The organism is Nocardioides conyzicola, assembly GCF_039543825.1.
Lineage (GTDB): Bacteria > Actinomycetota > Actinomycetes > Propionibacteriales > Nocardioidaceae > Nocardioides > Nocardioides conyzicola.
In genome coordinates, this window is sequence record NZ_BAABKM010000003.1 from 122,329 (window position 1) to 137,454 (window position 15,126).

Consider the following 15,126-nt stretch of genomic DNA (forward strand, 5'->3'; position numbering starts at 1 on the left):
CCCAACCCTAAGGTGAGGCCATGATCCGATCTGCGCGGCCCGAGGACATGGCAACCGTGGCCGACATCTGGCACCAGGCCTGGCACGTCGGGCACGCGGGCCACGTGCCCGAGGGCCTGACCGCCGCCCGCACGCTGGAGGCCTTCCACGCGCGTACGCCGTCGCGGGTGGCCGACACCCATGTCGCCGAGGTCGACGGCGTCGTGGTCGGCTTCACGATGGTCAACGGCGACGAGGTCGAGCAGGTGTTCGTCGACCCGCGCAGCCACGGCACCGGGATCGCCGCTCCCCTGCTGGCCGCCGCCGAGCAGCAGGTCGCGGCCGCCGGGCACGACGTTGCGTGGCTGGCCGTCGTCGTGGGCAACGCCCGAGCACGGGCGTTCTACGAGAAGCACGGCTGGCACGACGCGGGCGACCTGCCCTACGAGGTCAGCGCCGGGGGTACGACGTACGTCTCGCCCTGCCGTCGCTACGAGAAGGCCGTCAGTACTGCCGGAACCAGCGACCGAGGTCGGTGACCCCCGGGCAGGTGACGTCGAGGTCGCGCTGCCCCTCGACCCACTGACCGAGGACCGCCTCGCCGCCCTGGATCTGCCAGTCGTCGCCGCACCGATCCAGCGCCTCGGCCTGCGAGGTCTGCCCGGCCGCACGCCACTCCGGGAGGTCGAGGGCGAGGTCGCCGACGACGTCGCGCCACAGGGACGGCGTGGAGTAGACGCCGACCCCGTAGCCCGCGTCGGCGTACCCGCGCGTCGCGCCCTGCACGACCGCTCCGTTGGCCTCGAGGTCGCTGCTCCACTCGAAGTCGGGCACGTGCTCGACGTCGACCCAGACGACCGGGCTGTCCAGGCCGGCCGCGCGCATCGTGGCCACGTTGGCCAGCGCCTGCTGGTAGCCCGTGTTGGCCAGCGCCCCGAGGTCGGTCGTGGCGTCGAACGGCCCGCGGTCGCCGTACGACGTCACGGCCGCCCGGTCGGGCTGGCTGACGACGGCGTACGCCCCGGCCAGGAGGTGTCGCTGCCGGATCCACGCGACCTGCGAGGCCAGGCACGGGTTGGCGGTGAAGCCGGGACCGTTGGTCAGGCCGACGACGACGTACGTCGCCTCCGGTAGCGGCATCGGCAGCCCGAGCGTCCGGCGCTGCGGGATGCCCATGCCCTTCGGGCACTGCGGCCAGCTGATGTCGGCGCCGAGGACGGGGCGGTCCACGGCTGCTGGCTGCGCCGACGGCGAGGCGCTGGGCAGTGCTGCGGCCTGCTGCTCGGCCAGCTGCGCGAGCGCCTTGAGCCGCGCGGTCTCGGGATCCTCGGTCGGGGTGACGACGGCGGTCGGTCGCGGCGTCGACGGCTCCGGCGCGGGCGCGCCCGACGGGTCGCCTCCGCTCGACGAGCACGCCGTGAGCAGCGCGGCCGCAGCCACCAGGGCCGCGCCGCGCCGCACCACGACGCCGGTCAGACCTGTTCGCGTGACGCGACCGCGTCGACGACCCGCTGGATCGCCTCGGCGACGGGCACGCCGTTGTCCTGGCGGCCGTCGCGGTAGCGGAAGGAGACCGCGCCCGCAGCGACGTCGTCGGCGCCGGCGATCATCATGAACGGCACCTTCTGCAGCTGCGCGTTGCGGATCTTCTTCTGCATCCGGTCGTCGGAGTCGTCGACCTCGACCCGCAGGCCCTGCGCCTTCATCTGCTTCGCGACGTCGTGCAGGTAGTCGGAGAAGGTGTCGGCGACCGGGATCGCCTGCACCTGCACGGGCGCGAGCCAGGGCGGGAAGGCGCCGGCGTAGTGCTCGACGAGCACGCCGATGAACCGCTCGATGGAGCCGAACTTCGCCGAGTGGATCATCACCGGCTGCTGGCGGCTGCCGTCGGAGGCGACGTACTCGAGGTTGAAGCGGTCGGCCGAGGGCTGGTTGAAGTCGTACTGGATGGTCGACATCTGCCAGGTGCGGCCGATGGCGTCGCGGGCCTGCACCGAGACCTTGGGGCCGTAGTACGCCGCGCCGCCGGGGTCGGGGACCAGCTCGAGGCCGGACTCGATGCAGACGTCCTCCAGCACCTTGGTCGCGATCTCCCAGTCCTCGTCGGAGCCGATGAACTTGTCCGGCTTGGAGTCGTCACGGGTGGACAGCTCGAGGTAGAAGTCGTCGAGGCCGAAGTCGCGGAAGAGACCCAGGCAGAAGTCGAGCAGGTGCTTGATCTCGCCGGACGCCTGCTCCTTGGTCACGTAGGAGTGCGAGTCGTCCTGGGCGAAGCCGCGCACCCGGGTCAGGCCGTGGATGACGCCGGACTTCTCGTGCCGGTAGACGGACCCGAACTCGAAGAGCCGCAGCGGCAGCTCGCGGTAGGAGCGCTGCCGCGACCGGAAGATCAGGTTGTGCATCGGGCAGTTCATCGCCTTGAGGCGGTAGTCCATGCCGTCGACGTCGAGCGGCGGGAACATCCCCTCGCCGTAGTACGGCAGGTGCCCGGAGGTGTAGAACAGCCCCTCCTTGGCGATGTGCGGGGTGCCGACGTACTCGAAGCCCTCCTCGATGTGCCGCCGGCGGACGTAGTCCTCCATCTCCCGCTTGATCACGCCGCCCTTCGGGTGGAAGACGGGCAGGCCCGAGCCGATCTCGTCGGGGAAGCTGAAGAGGTCGAGGTCGCGGCCGAGCTTGCGGTGGTCGCGGCGCTCCGCCTCCTCGATCCGGTGCAGGTGCTCCTCGAGCGCCTCCTTGGACTCCCAGGCGGTGCCGTAGATGCGCTGGAGCTGCTTGTTCTTCTCGTCGCCGCGCCAGTACGCCGCCGCGCTGCGCATCAGCTTGAACGCCGGGATCCGCTTGGTGGTCGGCAGGTGCGGGCCGCGGCAGAGGTCGCTCCACGCGACCTCGCCCTTGCGGTTGACGTTGTCGTAGATGGTCAGCTCGCCGCCGCCGACCTCCACGCTCGCGCCCTCGGTGTTGTCGGCGCCCGCGCCACCCTTGAGCCCGATCAGCTCGATCTTGTACGGCTCGTCCTGCAGCTCGTTGATCGCGTCGGCATCGCTGGTGACCCGGCGCTCGAAGCGCTGGCCCTCCTTGATGATCTTGCGCATCGCCGTCTCGATCTTGGCGAGGTCCTCGGGCACGAACGGGGTCTCGACGTCGAAGTCGTAGTAGAAGCCGTTCTCGATCGGCGGGCCGATGCCGAGCTTGGCGTCCGGGAAGAGCTGCTGCACAGCCTGCGCCATCACGTGCGCGGTCGAGTGCCGCAGGATGTCGTGGCCGTCCTTGGAGTCGATCGCGACGCCCTCGACGACGTCCCCGTCCTGCAGCTCGTAGGCGAGGTCCTTCAGGTCGCCGTTGACCCGGGCAGCGATGACCGCGGTGTCGTCCGCGAACAGCTCCCACGCCTTGGTCCCCGTGGTGACCGACCGGTCCTCACGCGCGTCGGCGTGGGCGAGGACGATCTTGAGGTCGGACACGGGTGCTCCTTGGTCGGGTCGGTGCCTCGGCGTACGCCGGGACCCGTCGATCGTATCGACCGCCCCCGGTCGCTCGCGCGGCAGTTGTCGTCCCCGGTCCCGTCCCGTCAGTCCTTCTCGAGCCGGACCTTGCCGATCGACCCGATCGGCGACGCGCAGGCGTCGCCCCAGTCCGCGACCACGCCGCCGTTGCAGGCGCGGTAGCCGATCTCGTAGCCCTTGGCCGCGCCGTTGACCTTCAGGTAGCAGTCGTCCTCGCACTCGAGGCCGGTGATCGTGAAGACGCCGGCGCGGTTGGTGACGTCCGTGCCCTCGGTCTGCCAGCCGTCGTTCATGCTGCGCGCGGCGACCTTGATGCCCCGGACCGGCTTCTTCGTCTTCGCGTTGACGATGACGCCTCGGATGTACGCCGGGTTGGCCCGGATCTTGCCGAGGGCCGCGTGCGCGCCGTACGTCATGGCGTCCGCCGCACTGGGCTGCACCCACCCGTCCCCGACGTACCCGCCCTGGAAGCGCCCGGGCACCACCTGGACGTAGTACTCGTCGTCCGGCGAGGCCCCCGCGTCCAGCGCGAACTTGCCCGCGCTGTTGGTCACGTCGGTGTCCACGACCGCTCCCGGGCCACTCCCGGTGACCGTGCGCAGACGGACCGTCTGGCCGGCGACGGCGCCCGATCCCATCGAGTCGACCAGGCGGCCGGTGAGCGGGGACGCGGCCTGGGCCGGGACCTGGACGAGACCGACGGTCGTGACACACACCATCGCGGCAACCGCGGCGAGGACTCCGTGACGAGGCATGCCTCAGGCTACGTCTAGTCTCGCGCCGTGGAGGTCAGAATCGACGACCCGCGGCGCGACGACGTCGTGGCCCTGCTGCTCGAGCACCTGGCCGACATGCGCGCCACCTCGCCGCCCGAGAGCATCCACGCCCTCGACGTCGACGCGCTCGCCGTACCCGCCATCACGTTCGTCACCGCCCGCGAGGACGGCGTGCTCCTCGGCTGCGGCGCCCTCAAGGCGCTCGACGACGACCATGCCGAGATCAAGTCGATGCGGACGACGCAGGCCGCCCGCGGCCGCGGCGTCGCGGGCGAGGTCCTCGGCTGGCTGCTCGCGGAGGCTCGCGCACGGGGGCTGGCCCGGGTCAGCCTCGAGACCGGCACCGAGGACTACTTCGCCCCCGCGCACCGCCTCTACCTGCGGCACGGCTTCGTGGACTGCGGGCCCTTCGGCGACTACGTGCTGGACCCGCACAGCCGCTACCTGACGATGGTCCTGGACTGATCGGTCAGGTCGTCGAGGTGCCGGGCTCGAAGATCTGATCCGGCGACGGGACGGGCAAAAGGGCGTCGGCCTCGTCGTACTCCGTGAAGTGTGACGTCGTGACGGTGCCATTCGGATCGCGGGCGATCATCTTCACGAGCCGCGTGACCTCGCCGTCGGCCGCGATCCAGGTGTCGATCTTCCAACCGCTTCCGACCTTGCGGAAGTGGACGGCGCTGCGACCATCGACGTGCTCGACGCCCTGGCGGGACATGTCGTAGGGGCCCCACCAGTTGCCGATCCCGGTCGACGACAACACCACCGCGACCACGCCACCAACACATGCGTCGGCGAGCGGGTGCGGTGTCTCGACCCAGCGTCCGTTCAGCTGGGCACCGACCGTGCCGTCGCCGGTCGTGATCAACAATCTCGCGTCCTTGGTGGTGACGAAGCGCAGGTGGTGGCCATGGTCCACCATCTCGCCGGAGCAGCGACCCGAGTCGTGGACATCGTTGCTGATCGTCACACGATCCTTGGTCACGGTCGTCTCGAGGTGCACGCTCGTCAGTGCCTCCAGGTCGCTCTGGACCGTCGTGGCCAGCCGGTCGTGCTCCACACCCGGCCGGAGCAGCTCGCGGGCGTCGAGTCCGATCCGGACGTCCGACGGCAGGGGCTCGAGCGCCGCGGACGGGGCCGGTCCGCCGATGAGCGGGTTCTTGGTCGCCGACGGCGACGGAGCAGCCGACGGCTTCGCCTCGTTCGATCCGTCACCCGCTGAGCAGCCCGCGAGCAGGAGCAGCAGCACGGGCGCGGCGTACCGGAGCCCCGAGAACACGATCACGCGCCGAGGCAACCACATCGTCCGGCGTCGTGGGGGTGCTTCGCTGAGAAATGAAACGAGGCCGCACGCTCGGCGTGCGGCCTCGATCTGGTGGGCGATACTGGGTTCGAACCAGTGACCTCTTCGGTGTGAACGAAGCGCGCTACCACTGCGCCAATCGCCCTCTGTAGCGGTCGCAGACTCTAGCCTACCGAGCCGAGACGGTCATATTCGGGCCGGGCCGACGGCGTCATGTACGGCGCGGCCGCCCGTCTCCTCAGCGTGAGCCAGCCGACGTCCCCCGCCCTGACCCAGCAGGTCGCCTTGCAGTGCCTCGATGCACGGGGTCGGAGCATCGACCTGCCGGCCGTCCTCGGCTACTACCCCGAGGACCCGTGGGCCGTCGAGGTCACCTTCGGGAAGCCCGGCGAGACCGTGCGCTGGCTGATCGGCCGCGACCTCCTCCTCGAGGGCATGACGGACCCGGCCGGCGAGGGCGACGTGCAGCTCTGGCCGAGCATCGACGAGTACGGCCGCGCGGCCGTCGTCATCGAGCTCCGCTCCCCCCACGGCCGCCTGGTCACCCAGCTGCCGACCCGCGACCTCGGCTCGTTCCTGGCCCGCACCCTGGTCCTCGTCCCGGAGGGCAGCGAGCGGATCGACGTCGACCTGATGGTCGACGTACTGACCCGTTCCGAGGCCTGAGAGCGCCGGCGACCGGCCTCCCGGGCGGGTCCGGGTAGCCCGCAACGCGCCGGGGCGGACCGGATTTTGCACGGTCTGGGGCATCGGCTACTGTTCTCACGCAGCCAACCGGGAGACCGGATCTGGTGCGCAGGCGGACATAGCTCAGTTGGTAGAGCGCAACCTTGCCAAGGTTGAGGTCGCGAGTTCGAGTCTCGTTGTCCGCTCGGAGAGGTCTCTCTCTGGTTTGGCCTCTATGGTGGGTTGGCCGAGAGGCGAGGCAACGGACTGCAAATCCGTGTACACGGGTTCAAATCCCGTACCCACCTCCATGCAGTCCACAATTCAAGACTTGGGCGATTGGCGCAGCGGTAGCGCGCTTCCCTGACACGGAAGAGGTCACTGGTTCAAACCCAGTATCGCCCACCAGCACCACAGAACCCCTGACCTGCGGAGACGCAGATCAGGGGTTTTCTGCGTCCGTGCGACTCTGGCGCCACGAAGGTCGCCACCTCGATCACGAGCTCCGAGCTCGTCGTGGAAGCGGTCGTACCTGACGTGTAGTCCTGGGGCGTGGAGCTCCCAGCGCTGAGCGGCCCGCCACCACCGGAGGACCTCCCGAGACGGCCGAGGACGGGCCCGGCCGCCGAGATCGCCGGCGAAGAGACCGTGGGGCAGGCGGCGGGTGGCCGCTCCGAATGCGCCACGCCGCGACGGGTACCGACGCGTCATGGGAGATCAGGAGCACACGCACCAACCGGCACAGGAAGAACGTCCGATCGAGGTGGACGGCGTCCCCGAGGAGGAGGAGCTGTCGGTCGCGGATGCCGCCGATCGCCTGGACGTCGAGCCCGACCAGCAGCTCAACCGGCCGGACCAGCCCGACTTCGACGAGGCCGAACGCCGTCAGTACGAGGACCCGCCGCTCGACCGCCCGCTCTCGGAACCGCACCAGCCGGAGGACCGCTGACGACGACAGCCCCCCGTGGGCAGGGAGTCGGTGCGACGGTTCGTCAGGTCGGTGTCGAGGAGGAGCTGCTGCTGGTCGACACGGTCACGGGGCAACTACGTCCCGTGGCGGGCGAGCTGATCGCCGCGTTCGGTCCGGGGCCCGGAGGTGCCGTCGAGGTCAAGCACGAGTTCTTCAGCTCGCAGGTGGAGGTCACGAGCAGCCCGCACACCGCGTTGAGCGCGATCCGGGACGAGCTGCAGGCCGCACGAACGCGCCTGGCCCACGTGGGGGCCGCCTACGGCGTCGCACCACTAGCGGTCCCGGGGCCCGTCCTGGCCGGCGACGGCTCGGGACCGGATCTCTCGCCCGGGGACCGCTACGCGGCCATCGAGCAGCACTACGGCGATGTCGCCCGCCGATCGCTCATGTGCGCCCTGCACGTGCACGTCGACGTGACGGACGATGAGGAGGGCGTAGCCGTGATCGACCGCGTGCGCCCCTGGATCCCGGTGCTGCTCGCGATCAGCGCCAACTCGCCGTACTGGCACGGGCACGACAGCGGGTACGAGAGCTGGCGCTCGCGCCAGTGGAACATGTGGCCGACCTCCGGTCCCGCCGAGCCGTTCGGCAGCGCCGCCGCGTATCAGAAGGTGGTGGGCGAGATGGTCAGCCGAGGCGCCGCACTCGACGTCGGGATGGTGAACCTCGACGTTCGGCTGTCGCACCGCTATCCGACGGTGGAGTTCCGCGCCCCGGACGTCTGCACCGACCTCGACGACGCCATGCTCGTCGCGGCCCTGGCGCGGGCGCTCGTCACCCACCTGGCCGACCAGTGGCGAGATGGGATGCCGGCGGAGGAATGGCGTGTCGACGAGCTGCGTGCCGCCGCGTGGCGTGCGAGCCGGTTCGGTCTGCGCGGCACGCTCGTCTCGCCGCTGACTCGCGACCTCACGGGTGCCGGTCACCTGCTCCGGCAGATGGCAGACCTGCTCGCCGAACCGCTGGCAGCCACGGGTGACGCCTCATCCGTTGCTCGCGGACTGGCGGCCCTGGTGGAGCGAGGACACGGCGCAAGCCGCCAACGGCAGGCGCTCGCGAGCCCCAGAGCGCAGATGATGGACATCGTCGCCGACCTGCGGATGAGGACAGTCGCGACCTCATGACGCACCGAGGGCGATCGTCGTGCGACAGGGACTTGAGCGCGCTGAGAAGGTGGCCGAGTGGAGGTCCTGCCTGACATCGTCGCCCCCGAGCCCGTCGTCGTCTTCTGCGGGCTCGCGGGAGCGGAGAGCACCAAGCTGCGCGACCACCACTACGACAGCCCCGGCAACAGCTTCTGGGAGTCGATGCACCTCAGCGGCCTGTCCCCGCGGCGGCTGCGCCCGGACGAGGAGGCGGTCGTCGCGGACCTGGGCCTCGGTCTGACCGATCTCGTGGGCCACTGGGACCCGCGGTGGGTCGAGATCGACGAGCTGGTCGCGAAGCTCGAGCGGTGGCGGCCGGAGTGGCTGGCGTTCACCAGCAAGACGGTCGCCCACGAGGCCGCCCGGGCGCTCGGCGTACGCCGTCCCGGCCTCGGGCCGGTCGACTGGTACCTCGGCCCCGCGCAGGTCTTCGTCCTCCCCGGCGTGAGCGGCGCCAACCAGCGCAAGGACTACGACGGCCGCCCCAACCGGCTCTCCTGGTGGCGCGATCTCGCGGCGCTGGCCGGCACCGGCTTCGACGAGGCGCCGGCCGGGTAAGGAGAGCGCATGACCCGCTTCTCCGCAGACACCAAGGCCGAGGCCGTCGTGACCGCATCGCGCGCCGAGATCTGGGCCGCGCTGACCGATCCGGCGCTGATCGCCGAGCTGACGCCGTTCGTGCGCCGTATCACCGCGGAGGGCGACCACTGGCGGTGGGAGCTGAGCGGGCTGAAGGTGCTCGGGGTCGGGGTGGAGCCGGCGTTCACCGAGCTGATGACGTACGACGAGCCGGAGCGGATCGACTTCCGGCACGACCCGCCGGACGGAGAGACGGAGCGGTCCGGCGTGGAGGGCTGGTACGAGCTGACCGAGGTCGACGAGGGCACGCGGCTGGTGACCTCGCTCGAGATCACGCTCGACCTGCCGCTCCCCAAGGCGTCGTCCCGCGCGGTGAAGGCGGCGATGGGCAAGGTGGTCGACCAGATGGGCGAGCGGTTCTCGAAGGGACTGCTCGCCCACCTGGACGCCGAGGAAGTGGCGTAGCCGCTACTTCTTGGGCACGACCTTGATCGTGACCTTCGTGGTCGCGCCCGCGACGTACGTGTTGCCGGCGTAGGTCACCGTCAGGGTCTTGGTGCCCTTGGTCCTGAAGACCGCGAGCTTGACCACGACCTTGCCGCCGGCGCCGAGGGTGACGGTCCGCTTGGCGAGGCCGCCACCCGAGAGGGTGACCTTGCCCGTGGGCGTGACGCCGGACGCGGTGACCTTGATCGTGACGGTCGCCTTGGTCTTCTTGACGATCACCTTCTTGGGCGTGACGGAGGGCTTGGCGATGGCCGCCTTCGCCCTGGCCACGCTCAGGGTGGCGGTGGTCTCCGCCGCCGCGACCGTCGCGCTGCCGCTGTAGCTGACGGACAGGGTGTGGCTGCCCGGAGCGAGCGCCTTCGCCGGGATCGCGACCGTGGCCGCTCCCCCGGTCAGGCCGGCACTGCCGAGGACCTTGCCACCGGACGAGACCGTGACGGTGCCGGTCGGCGCGGAGCCGGTGGCGGTGACCGTCACGGGGACCGAGGTGGTCTTGCCGTAGACGACCGAGCCGCCGGTGGCGGTGACCGTGCCCGCGGCCTTGGCCACCGTCAGGGTGACGGCGTCCGTGGCCGTGGCGACGTGGTCGTCACCGGCGTACGCCAGCGTGAGCGCGTGGGTGCCGGGCTGCAGCGAGCTCGCCGGGACCGTGACGCTGGCCTGGCCGGAGGCCAGCGGTGCCGAGCCGAGGACGGTGTCGCCGTCCTTCACGGACACCGAGCCGGTCGGCGTGACGCCGTCCGCGGTGACCGTGACCGGGAGCGAGACGGCCTGGCCGTAGACCACCGAGGTGTCGGCGGCCGCGACCGAGCCGACGGCCTTGGTCACGGTCAGCTGGATGCTGTCCGTGCCGGTGGCGACGTGGTCGTCGCCGGCGTACGCGACCGTCAGGGTGTGCGTGCCCGGCTGCAGCGAGCCCGCCGGGACCGAGACGCTCGCGTGGCCCGCGGTCAGCGTGGCCGAGCCGAGGACGGTGTCGCCGTCCTTGATGGACACCGAGCCGGTCGGCGTGGTGCCGTCCGCGGTCACGTCGACCGGCACCGACAGCGCCTTGCCGTAGGCGACCGTGGCGTCCGCGGCCGCGACCGTGGCGTCGAACTTGTCGCACGGGAACGTCCCCGAGCGCAGCGAGTGGCCGTCCGTGTCGCCGTCGTCGGACCAGACGACCTCCTTCTTGCCGGCCACGCAGGTGGACTGCGGGGCGACCGCGAAGCCCTCGTTGTTGAGGTTCGGCATGCCGGCGGGCCGCTCATAGGCGTGGTCGACGACGAACTTTCCGCCACTCAGCTCGAGCAGCACGCTCGTGCCGTTGCAGCTGTCGTCGCAGATGGCCCAGAGACGCTTCTGCTCGGCGTCGTACGACACGTCCATCACGCTCGGCGGCCCGGCGTTCGTCAGCAGCCGCGGGTCGACGGTCGCGACGACGTGAGCGGTCTCCTGCACCGCATCGGTCTGGTCGAGCGCCAGGACGTACACCATCCCGGTGCCCTCGACGGCGACGGCGTACAGGCCGGTGCCGTGTGCGGGGTAGTGCGCGGGGTCGTACGCCGCACTGGTGCTCTCGTCGACGAAGCCGCCGCCGACCAGGAAGCTGTCCGGGATCCAGGTGATGCCCTCGAGGCCGAGGTTGGCTCCCACGGACGGGAGCAGCGAGTTGAGGTTCCACTCGTCGGTGGCGTTCAGCGTCGAGCCGGTGGCGCCGTTGGCGTCGTAGCGGAGCACGGCCATCTTGCTGACACCGCTGTTTGAGTTGTCACGCTCGGTGGCGAGGTAGACCGCACCGTCAGGCCCGACCGTGATCCCCTCGCTGTCGGGCGCGCCCGTGCCGTCGTGGTACTTGGGGGTCTTGCTCCAGCCGGCTGCCGGCACCCAGGTGCTGCCGCTCTTGGTCATCTTCCAGAGCGTGCCGAGCTTGTTCTGGGCGACCCAGAGCGTGCCGGCGTCGGCCGGGTCGAAGGCCAGGCCGCTGGCGTCCTGGTTGAACGTCGCGGCGTCGTCGGAGACGGCGACCGTCGGCGATCCCGGCCAGGGCTCGGTGGTCAGACCCGGGCACGCGTTCGCGGCACCGATCGTGACGGACTCGGTCTGCTTGAACGCGCCCACACCGTCGGCGCAGCGGCCGAGGCTCGGGGTCGGGGCGGTCGTCCAGGTCGCCGAGTCGATCAGGGCACTGGTGGTGTCGAAGAGCCGCACCGAGTCGGCGGCGTCGAGCGTGGCGTTCGGCGTGACGACGAGGTAGCCGTGCGCGGGGACGACGCTCGGGGACGGCAGCGTGGTCGGGCTGGCGTCGGTGCTGTCCTTGACGACCCAGCCGGCGACGTCGATCGGCTCACCGGAGATGTTGACGAGCTCCACCTGGTCCGGCGTACCGGAGGTGACGACCTCGTTGACCCGGATCGGGCTGCAGGCGTTCGGACCCCCGCGCGTCGAGACCGTGGTGACGCGGAAGTCGCCGGTCCCGTCGGGGCAGCGGCCGTACGTCGTGGCAGCGTGCGGCCCCCACGAGTAGCTGTCGACGGCGGCGGTGCCGTCGGTCTTGTACAGAGTGACCTGGTCGTCGACACCCAGCCCGAAGCCCGGGCCGGGGATCTCGGTGTAGATCGCGTAGAAGCCACCGGGCGCGATCGTGGTGCCGCTGGGGATCGTGACAGCCGGGTTGCTCTCGCCGCCGTCGCGGAGCTGCCAGCCGGAGACATCGACCGCGGTGCCGCCCGTGTTGGTCAGCTCGACCCAGTCCGCGACCGGGTCGCCGTTGGACTCGACCTCGTTGATCTTGATGGCCTCGGGGGGAGCGACGACCGGGCAGCTGTTGGCTGCTCCCGGGGTGGCGGCGAGGTTGAGCACCATGGTGCCGGTCCCGTTGGCGCAGCGGCCGTACGACGGGTCCGCGTGGTTGCCCGGGGCACCGATGCCCTCCCAGTTGAAACCGTCGACGACGGTCGTCCCGTCAGGGAGGAAGATCGTGATCTGGTCGTTGGAGCCGAGCCCGAACGACCCCGACGGGTACGCCGTCGTGTCGTTGGGGTTGAACGTGAAGTAGCCGCCCGGGGCGAGCACCGTGGTCGCCGTCGTGATCACCAGCGGCGTGTGCGACGGGTCGTCGTCGACCGCCTTCCACCCGGTGATGTCCACGGACTTGCTGGACGTGTTGAGCAGCTCTACGAAGTCCGGGTTGGGGTTGGACTTCACCTCGTTGAGGACGACGCCGCCGCCCGGCGGCGGGCAGCTGTTGGCCGCGCCGGGCGTCGCTGCCAGGTTGAGCTGCAGCGTGGCGTAGCCCGGGCAACGGCCGTACGACGGGTCCGCGTGGTTGCCCGGGGCGCCGATGCCCTCCCAGTTGAAGGCGTCGACCACGGTCGTCCCGTCAGGGAGGAAGATCGTGATCTGGTCGTTGGAGCCGAGACCGAACGACCCCGACGGGTACGCCGTCGCGTCGTTGGGGTTGAACGTGAAGAACTCCCCCGGAGCGAGCACCGTGGTCGCCGTCGTGATCACCAGCGGCGTGTGCGACGGGTCGTCGTCGACCGCCTTCCACCCGGTGATGTCCACGGGCGAGCTGGAGGTGTTCAGCAGCTCCACGAAGTCCGGGTTGGGGTTGGACTTCACCTCGTTGAGGACGACGCCGGCACCGGGCACGGCGGCGTCGGCAGCGACCGGGGTCGCGAGCACCGCCAGGATCGGGAGGGAGACGACGACGACGGCTGAACACGTGGCGGCGACCAGGCCGCGAAGGGGCGAACGCAAGAGGGGTCCTCGACGATGTCAGGTGCGGCCCGAGCCGGCAGGTGGTGGTCACGCGAGCACGCGTCACGCTGTCGAAGCCGGGCGAACCGTCGGTGAACTCATCACCAATCCCCCACCAACGACCAGGGGCCGGCGGCGGTCGGGTCGACGTACGGCGGGTTAAGCGTCGACCGCGGCGGCGGACTGCCAGCGCCGACGGGTCGCCACCTCGTGGTTGACCAGGTCGGCGAACCCGCGCGCCTCGTCGCCCATCCCACGCTTGAGCTTGAGCGCGTGGGGGTCGTGCTTGCGGCGCTCCACGGGCGCGGCCCCGACGACCTGGATCTCGAGGACGGGCTTGCCGGTCGCGGAGGAGGTGACCGTGGCCCGGTCGATGGCCGACCAGCCGACCTGGTGCAGCCGGCCGACACCGCGCGCCGCGGCCGCCGAGCGGGTGCGCCGGAAGGTCAACCCGTCGAGGGTGAACTCGATGCGTCCGTTGGAGCCGGAGAGATGCGTGACAGCCACGACGGAAGTGGAGCACACGGAGATGAACAGCCTCGTCCGAGGTCACCCCGCGTTCAGACGGCAACGCTAGGGTCCGCGCATGCTGCGCGACTTCAGGGAGTACATCGACCGGCTCCACATCGACGGTCACACGATCGGCGACGACCACGACGACGACCCGGTGCTGATCGACCCCGAGGGCCGGGCGGTGGACACCTGGCGGGAGGGCTACCCGTACGACGAGCGCATGCCCCGCGAGGAGTACGACGAGGCGAAGTACCTCCTCCAGGTCGAGCTCCTCAAGTTCCAGAACTGGGCCGCCGAGACCGAGACGAAGCACGTCCTCCTCTTCGAGGGCCGCGACGCCGCCGGCAAGGGCGGCACGATCAAGAGGTTCACCGAGCACCTCAACCCGCGCTACGCCCGGACCGTCGCGCTCACCAAGCCCAGCGACCGCGAGCAGAGCCAGTGGTACTACCAGCGCTACGTCAAGCACCTGCCGACCGCCGGCGAGATGGTCCTGTTCGACCGGTCCTGGTACAACCGCGCCGGCGTCGAGCGGGTGATGGGCTTCACGTCGGCACCGGACTACGAGCAGTTCATGGCGCAGACGCCGCTGTTCGAGCGGATGCTCGTCGACAGCGGGATCTCGCTGACCAAGTTCTGGTTCTCGGTCACCCAGTCCGAGCAGCGGACCCGCTTCATCATCCGTCAGGTCGACCCGGTGCGGCAGTGGAAGCTCTCCCCCATCGACCTGGAGTCGTTGGACAAGTGGGACGACTACACGGCCGCCAAGGAGGCGATGATCCGGCGTACGGACACGGAGTGGGCTCCCTGGACGACGATCCGGAGCAACGACAAGAAGCGGGCCCGGATCAACGCGATGCGCCACTTCCTGTCGCGCTTCGAGTACGACGGGAAGGACCAGGGCGTGGTCGGCGAGCCCGACCCGCTGATCGTGCAGCGCGGCATCGACGCGATCGAGGACTGACGTCTCGGAGGTGTCGAGGTGGTCTGGACGGGGTATCCGACCGACATGGACGCCCAACACCTCAGCTGCGAGGTCACCCGATGCCCCGCCTGCGGGCGCCGCTCGATGGTCGTGACCTACGAAGGCCTGGCCGACCCGGCCGACCCCACCCAGGTCGCCGTCTGGATGCCGACCCACGGATCGTGCGAGCACGGCTGCAACACCGCGCACCACGTCCTCCCCGGGCTGGCACGGGAAGCCGCCTGATCCACACCGCCCGCATCCGCCGACCGCCCGGTGGCGGTCACTTCCTGCTCGGGCTCAGCCCGGCGCAGACCCTCGTGGTGCTCATCGGGGTCGTCGTCATCGTGCTGGCGATCTACTACACGCGCCGCCGCTGAGATTTCCCCGGGAATGGACACCCGGCGGTGGCACTCCTGTCTCGCAATCCCCGAGATTCGAGACCGATGTGCACGCCGCCGGGGCCTGAACAGG

General features: G+C 70.5%; 15 protein-coding genes and 4 tRNA genes. 12 read left to right on the plus strand and 7 right to left on the minus strand.

All coding sequences use genetic code 11. The annotated features are described in order from the left end of the window. Positions 1 to 20 precede the first annotated feature (20 nt). Complete coding sequence (locus ABEA34_RS18435; protein ID WP_345522950.1) at positions 21 to 518, plus strand: GNAT family N-acetyltransferase; 498 nt, start codon at positions 21 to 23, stop codon at positions 516 to 518. On the opposite strand, the gene ABEA34_RS18440 is transcribed toward ABEA34_RS18435, so the two are convergent. From ABEA34_RS18440 to ABEA34_RS18450, 3 genes are all read right to left on the minus strand, one after another. Further along, positions 484 to 1,443, minus strand: coding sequence for a glycoside hydrolase family 25 domain-containing protein (locus ABEA34_RS18440; protein ID WP_345522951.1), 960 nt, complete (start codon positions 1,441 to 1,443; stop codon positions 484 to 486). The genes ABEA34_RS18435 and ABEA34_RS18440 overlap by 35 nt on opposite strands. An 8-nt stretch (positions 1,444 to 1,451) precedes the next feature. Continuing rightward, positions 1,452 to 3,443: a threonine--tRNA ligase gene (gene thrS / locus ABEA34_RS18445; RefSeq protein ID WP_345522952.1), complete on the minus strand. Its 1,992-nt coding sequence runs from the start codon at positions 3,441 to 3,443 to the stop codon at positions 1,452 to 1,454. Positions 3,444 to 3,550: 107 nt separating this feature from the next. Further along, positions 3,551 to 4,240, minus strand: a complete 690-nt coding sequence (locus ABEA34_RS18450; RefSeq protein WP_345522953.1) for a hypothetical protein — start codon at positions 4,238 to 4,240, stop codon at positions 3,551 to 3,553. A 27-nt stretch (positions 4,241 to 4,267) separates the two neighbouring features. Between ABEA34_RS18450 and ABEA34_RS18455 the strand changes: the two genes are divergently transcribed. Continuing rightward, positions 4,268 to 4,726: a GNAT family N-acetyltransferase gene (locus ABEA34_RS18455; RefSeq protein WP_345522954.1), complete on the plus strand. Its 459-nt coding sequence runs from the start codon at positions 4,268 to 4,270 to the stop codon at positions 4,724 to 4,726. A 4-nt stretch (positions 4,727 to 4,730) separates the two neighbouring features. Here the strand turns inward: ABEA34_RS18455 and ABEA34_RS18460 are convergent, their stop codons facing one another. Then, on the minus strand, positions 4,731 to 5,546 hold the full coding sequence (locus ABEA34_RS18460; RefSeq protein ID WP_345522955.1) for a hypothetical protein: 816 nt from the start codon (positions 5,544 to 5,546) through the stop codon (positions 4,731 to 4,733). 88 nt (positions 5,547 to 5,634) lie between these two features. Further along, positions 5,635 to 5,709 (minus strand) — tRNA-Val (locus tag ABEA34_RS18465). 98 nt (positions 5,710 to 5,807) lie between these two features. Between ABEA34_RS18465 and ABEA34_RS18470 the strand changes: the two genes are divergently transcribed. The 8 genes from ABEA34_RS18470 to ABEA34_RS18505 all read left to right on the plus strand — a co-directional run bounded on the left by ABEA34_RS18470 (position 5,808) and on the right by ABEA34_RS18505 (position 9,389). Next, on the plus strand, positions 5,808 to 6,230 hold the full coding sequence (locus tag ABEA34_RS18470; RefSeq protein ID WP_345522956.1) for an SsgA family sporulation/cell division regulator: 423 nt from the start codon (positions 5,808 to 5,810) through the stop codon (positions 6,228 to 6,230). A 133-nt stretch (positions 6,231 to 6,363) separates the two neighbouring features. Continuing rightward, a tRNA-Gly gene (locus ABEA34_RS18475) sits at positions 6,364 to 6,436 on the plus strand. Positions 6,437 to 6,467: 31 nt separating this feature from the next. After that, positions 6,468 to 6,541: transfer RNA gene (locus ABEA34_RS18480), tRNA-Cys, on the plus strand. A 22-nt stretch (positions 6,542 to 6,563) separates the two neighbouring features. Beyond that, positions 6,564 to 6,638, plus strand: a tRNA-Val gene (locus tag ABEA34_RS18485). 301 nt (positions 6,639 to 6,939) lie between these two features. Then, on the plus strand, positions 6,940 to 7,179 hold the full coding sequence (locus ABEA34_RS18490; RefSeq protein ID WP_345523278.1) for a hypothetical protein: 240 nt from the start codon (positions 6,940 to 6,942) through the stop codon (positions 7,177 to 7,179). Continuing rightward, a complete protein-coding gene (locus ABEA34_RS18495; protein WP_345523273.1) occupies positions 7,176 to 8,324 on the plus strand; it encodes a carboxylate-amine ligase in 1,149 nt (382 codons plus the stop codon). Before ABEA34_RS18490 ends, ABEA34_RS18495 begins: the two co-directional genes overlap by 4 nt. Before the next feature lie 57 nt (positions 8,325 to 8,381). After that, positions 8,382 to 8,903 carry a mismatch-specific DNA-glycosylase gene (locus ABEA34_RS18500; protein WP_345522957.1) on the plus strand — a complete coding sequence of 174 codons (522 nt, stop codon included), beginning with the start codon at positions 8,382 to 8,384 and terminating at the stop codon, positions 8,901 to 8,903. Between the two features lie 9 nt (positions 8,904 to 8,912). Continuing rightward, positions 8,913 to 9,389 (plus strand): SRPBCC family protein, encoded by a 477-nt coding sequence (locus tag ABEA34_RS18505; RefSeq protein WP_345522958.1) that lies wholly within the window; start codon positions 8,913 to 8,915, stop codon positions 9,387 to 9,389. A 3-nt stretch (positions 9,390 to 9,392) separates the two neighbouring features. On the opposite strand, the gene ABEA34_RS18510 is transcribed toward ABEA34_RS18505, so the two are convergent. Together ABEA34_RS18510 and ABEA34_RS18515 are read right to left on the minus strand one after the other, a co-directional pair. Further along, on the minus strand, positions 9,393 to 13,175 hold the full coding sequence (locus ABEA34_RS18510) for a lamin tail domain-containing protein (RefSeq protein WP_345522959.1): 3,783 nt from the start codon (positions 13,173 to 13,175) through the stop codon (positions 9,393 to 9,395). Between the two features lie 159 nt (positions 13,176 to 13,334). Next, the gene (locus tag ABEA34_RS18515; RefSeq protein WP_345522960.1) at positions 13,335 to 13,682 is read right to left on the minus strand and encodes a hypothetical protein; all 348 of its coding nucleotides are present in this window, start codon (positions 13,680 to 13,682) and stop codon (positions 13,335 to 13,337) included. 79 nt (positions 13,683 to 13,761) lie between these two features. On the opposite strand from ABEA34_RS18515, the gene ppk2 reads away from it, so the two are divergent. Together ppk2 and ABEA34_RS18525 are read left to right on the plus strand one after the other, a co-directional pair. Further along, positions 13,762 to 14,652 carry a polyphosphate kinase 2 gene (ppk2, locus tag ABEA34_RS18520; RefSeq protein WP_345522961.1) on the plus strand — a complete coding sequence of 297 codons (891 nt, stop codon included), beginning with the start codon at positions 13,762 to 13,764 and terminating at the stop codon, positions 14,650 to 14,652. Between the two features lie 45 nt (positions 14,653 to 14,697). After that, complete coding sequence (locus ABEA34_RS18525) at positions 14,698 to 14,898, plus strand: hypothetical protein (RefSeq protein ID WP_345522963.1); 201 nt, start codon at positions 14,698 to 14,700, stop codon at positions 14,896 to 14,898. The last annotated feature ends 228 nt before the right edge of the window (positions 14,899 to 15,126 follow it).

Bases quoted from the DNA above. Each gene is read 5' to 3' on its own strand.
- ABEA34_RS18435 (WP_345522950.1), top strand. From the start codon at position 21: ATGATCCGATCTGCGCGGCCCGAGGACATGGCAACCGTGGCCGACATC.
- ABEA34_RS18450 (WP_345522953.1), bottom strand. From the start codon at position 4,240: ATGCCTCGTCACGGAGTCCTCGCCGCGGTTGCCGCGATGGTGTGTGTC.
- ABEA34_RS18490 (WP_345523278.1), top strand. From the start codon at position 6,940: ATGGGAGATCAGGAGCACACGCACCAACCGGCACAGGAAGAACGTCCG.
- ABEA34_RS18505 (WP_345522958.1), top strand. From the start codon at position 8,913: ATGACCCGCTTCTCCGCAGACACCAAGGCCGAGGCCGTCGTGACCGCA.
- ppk2 (WP_345522961.1), top strand. From the start codon at position 13,762: ATGCTGCGCGACTTCAGGGAGTACATCGACCGGCTCCACATCGACGGT.
- ABEA34_RS18525 (WP_345522963.1), top strand. From the start codon at position 14,698: ATGGACGCCCAACACCTCAGCTGCGAGGTCACCCGATGCCCCGCCTGC.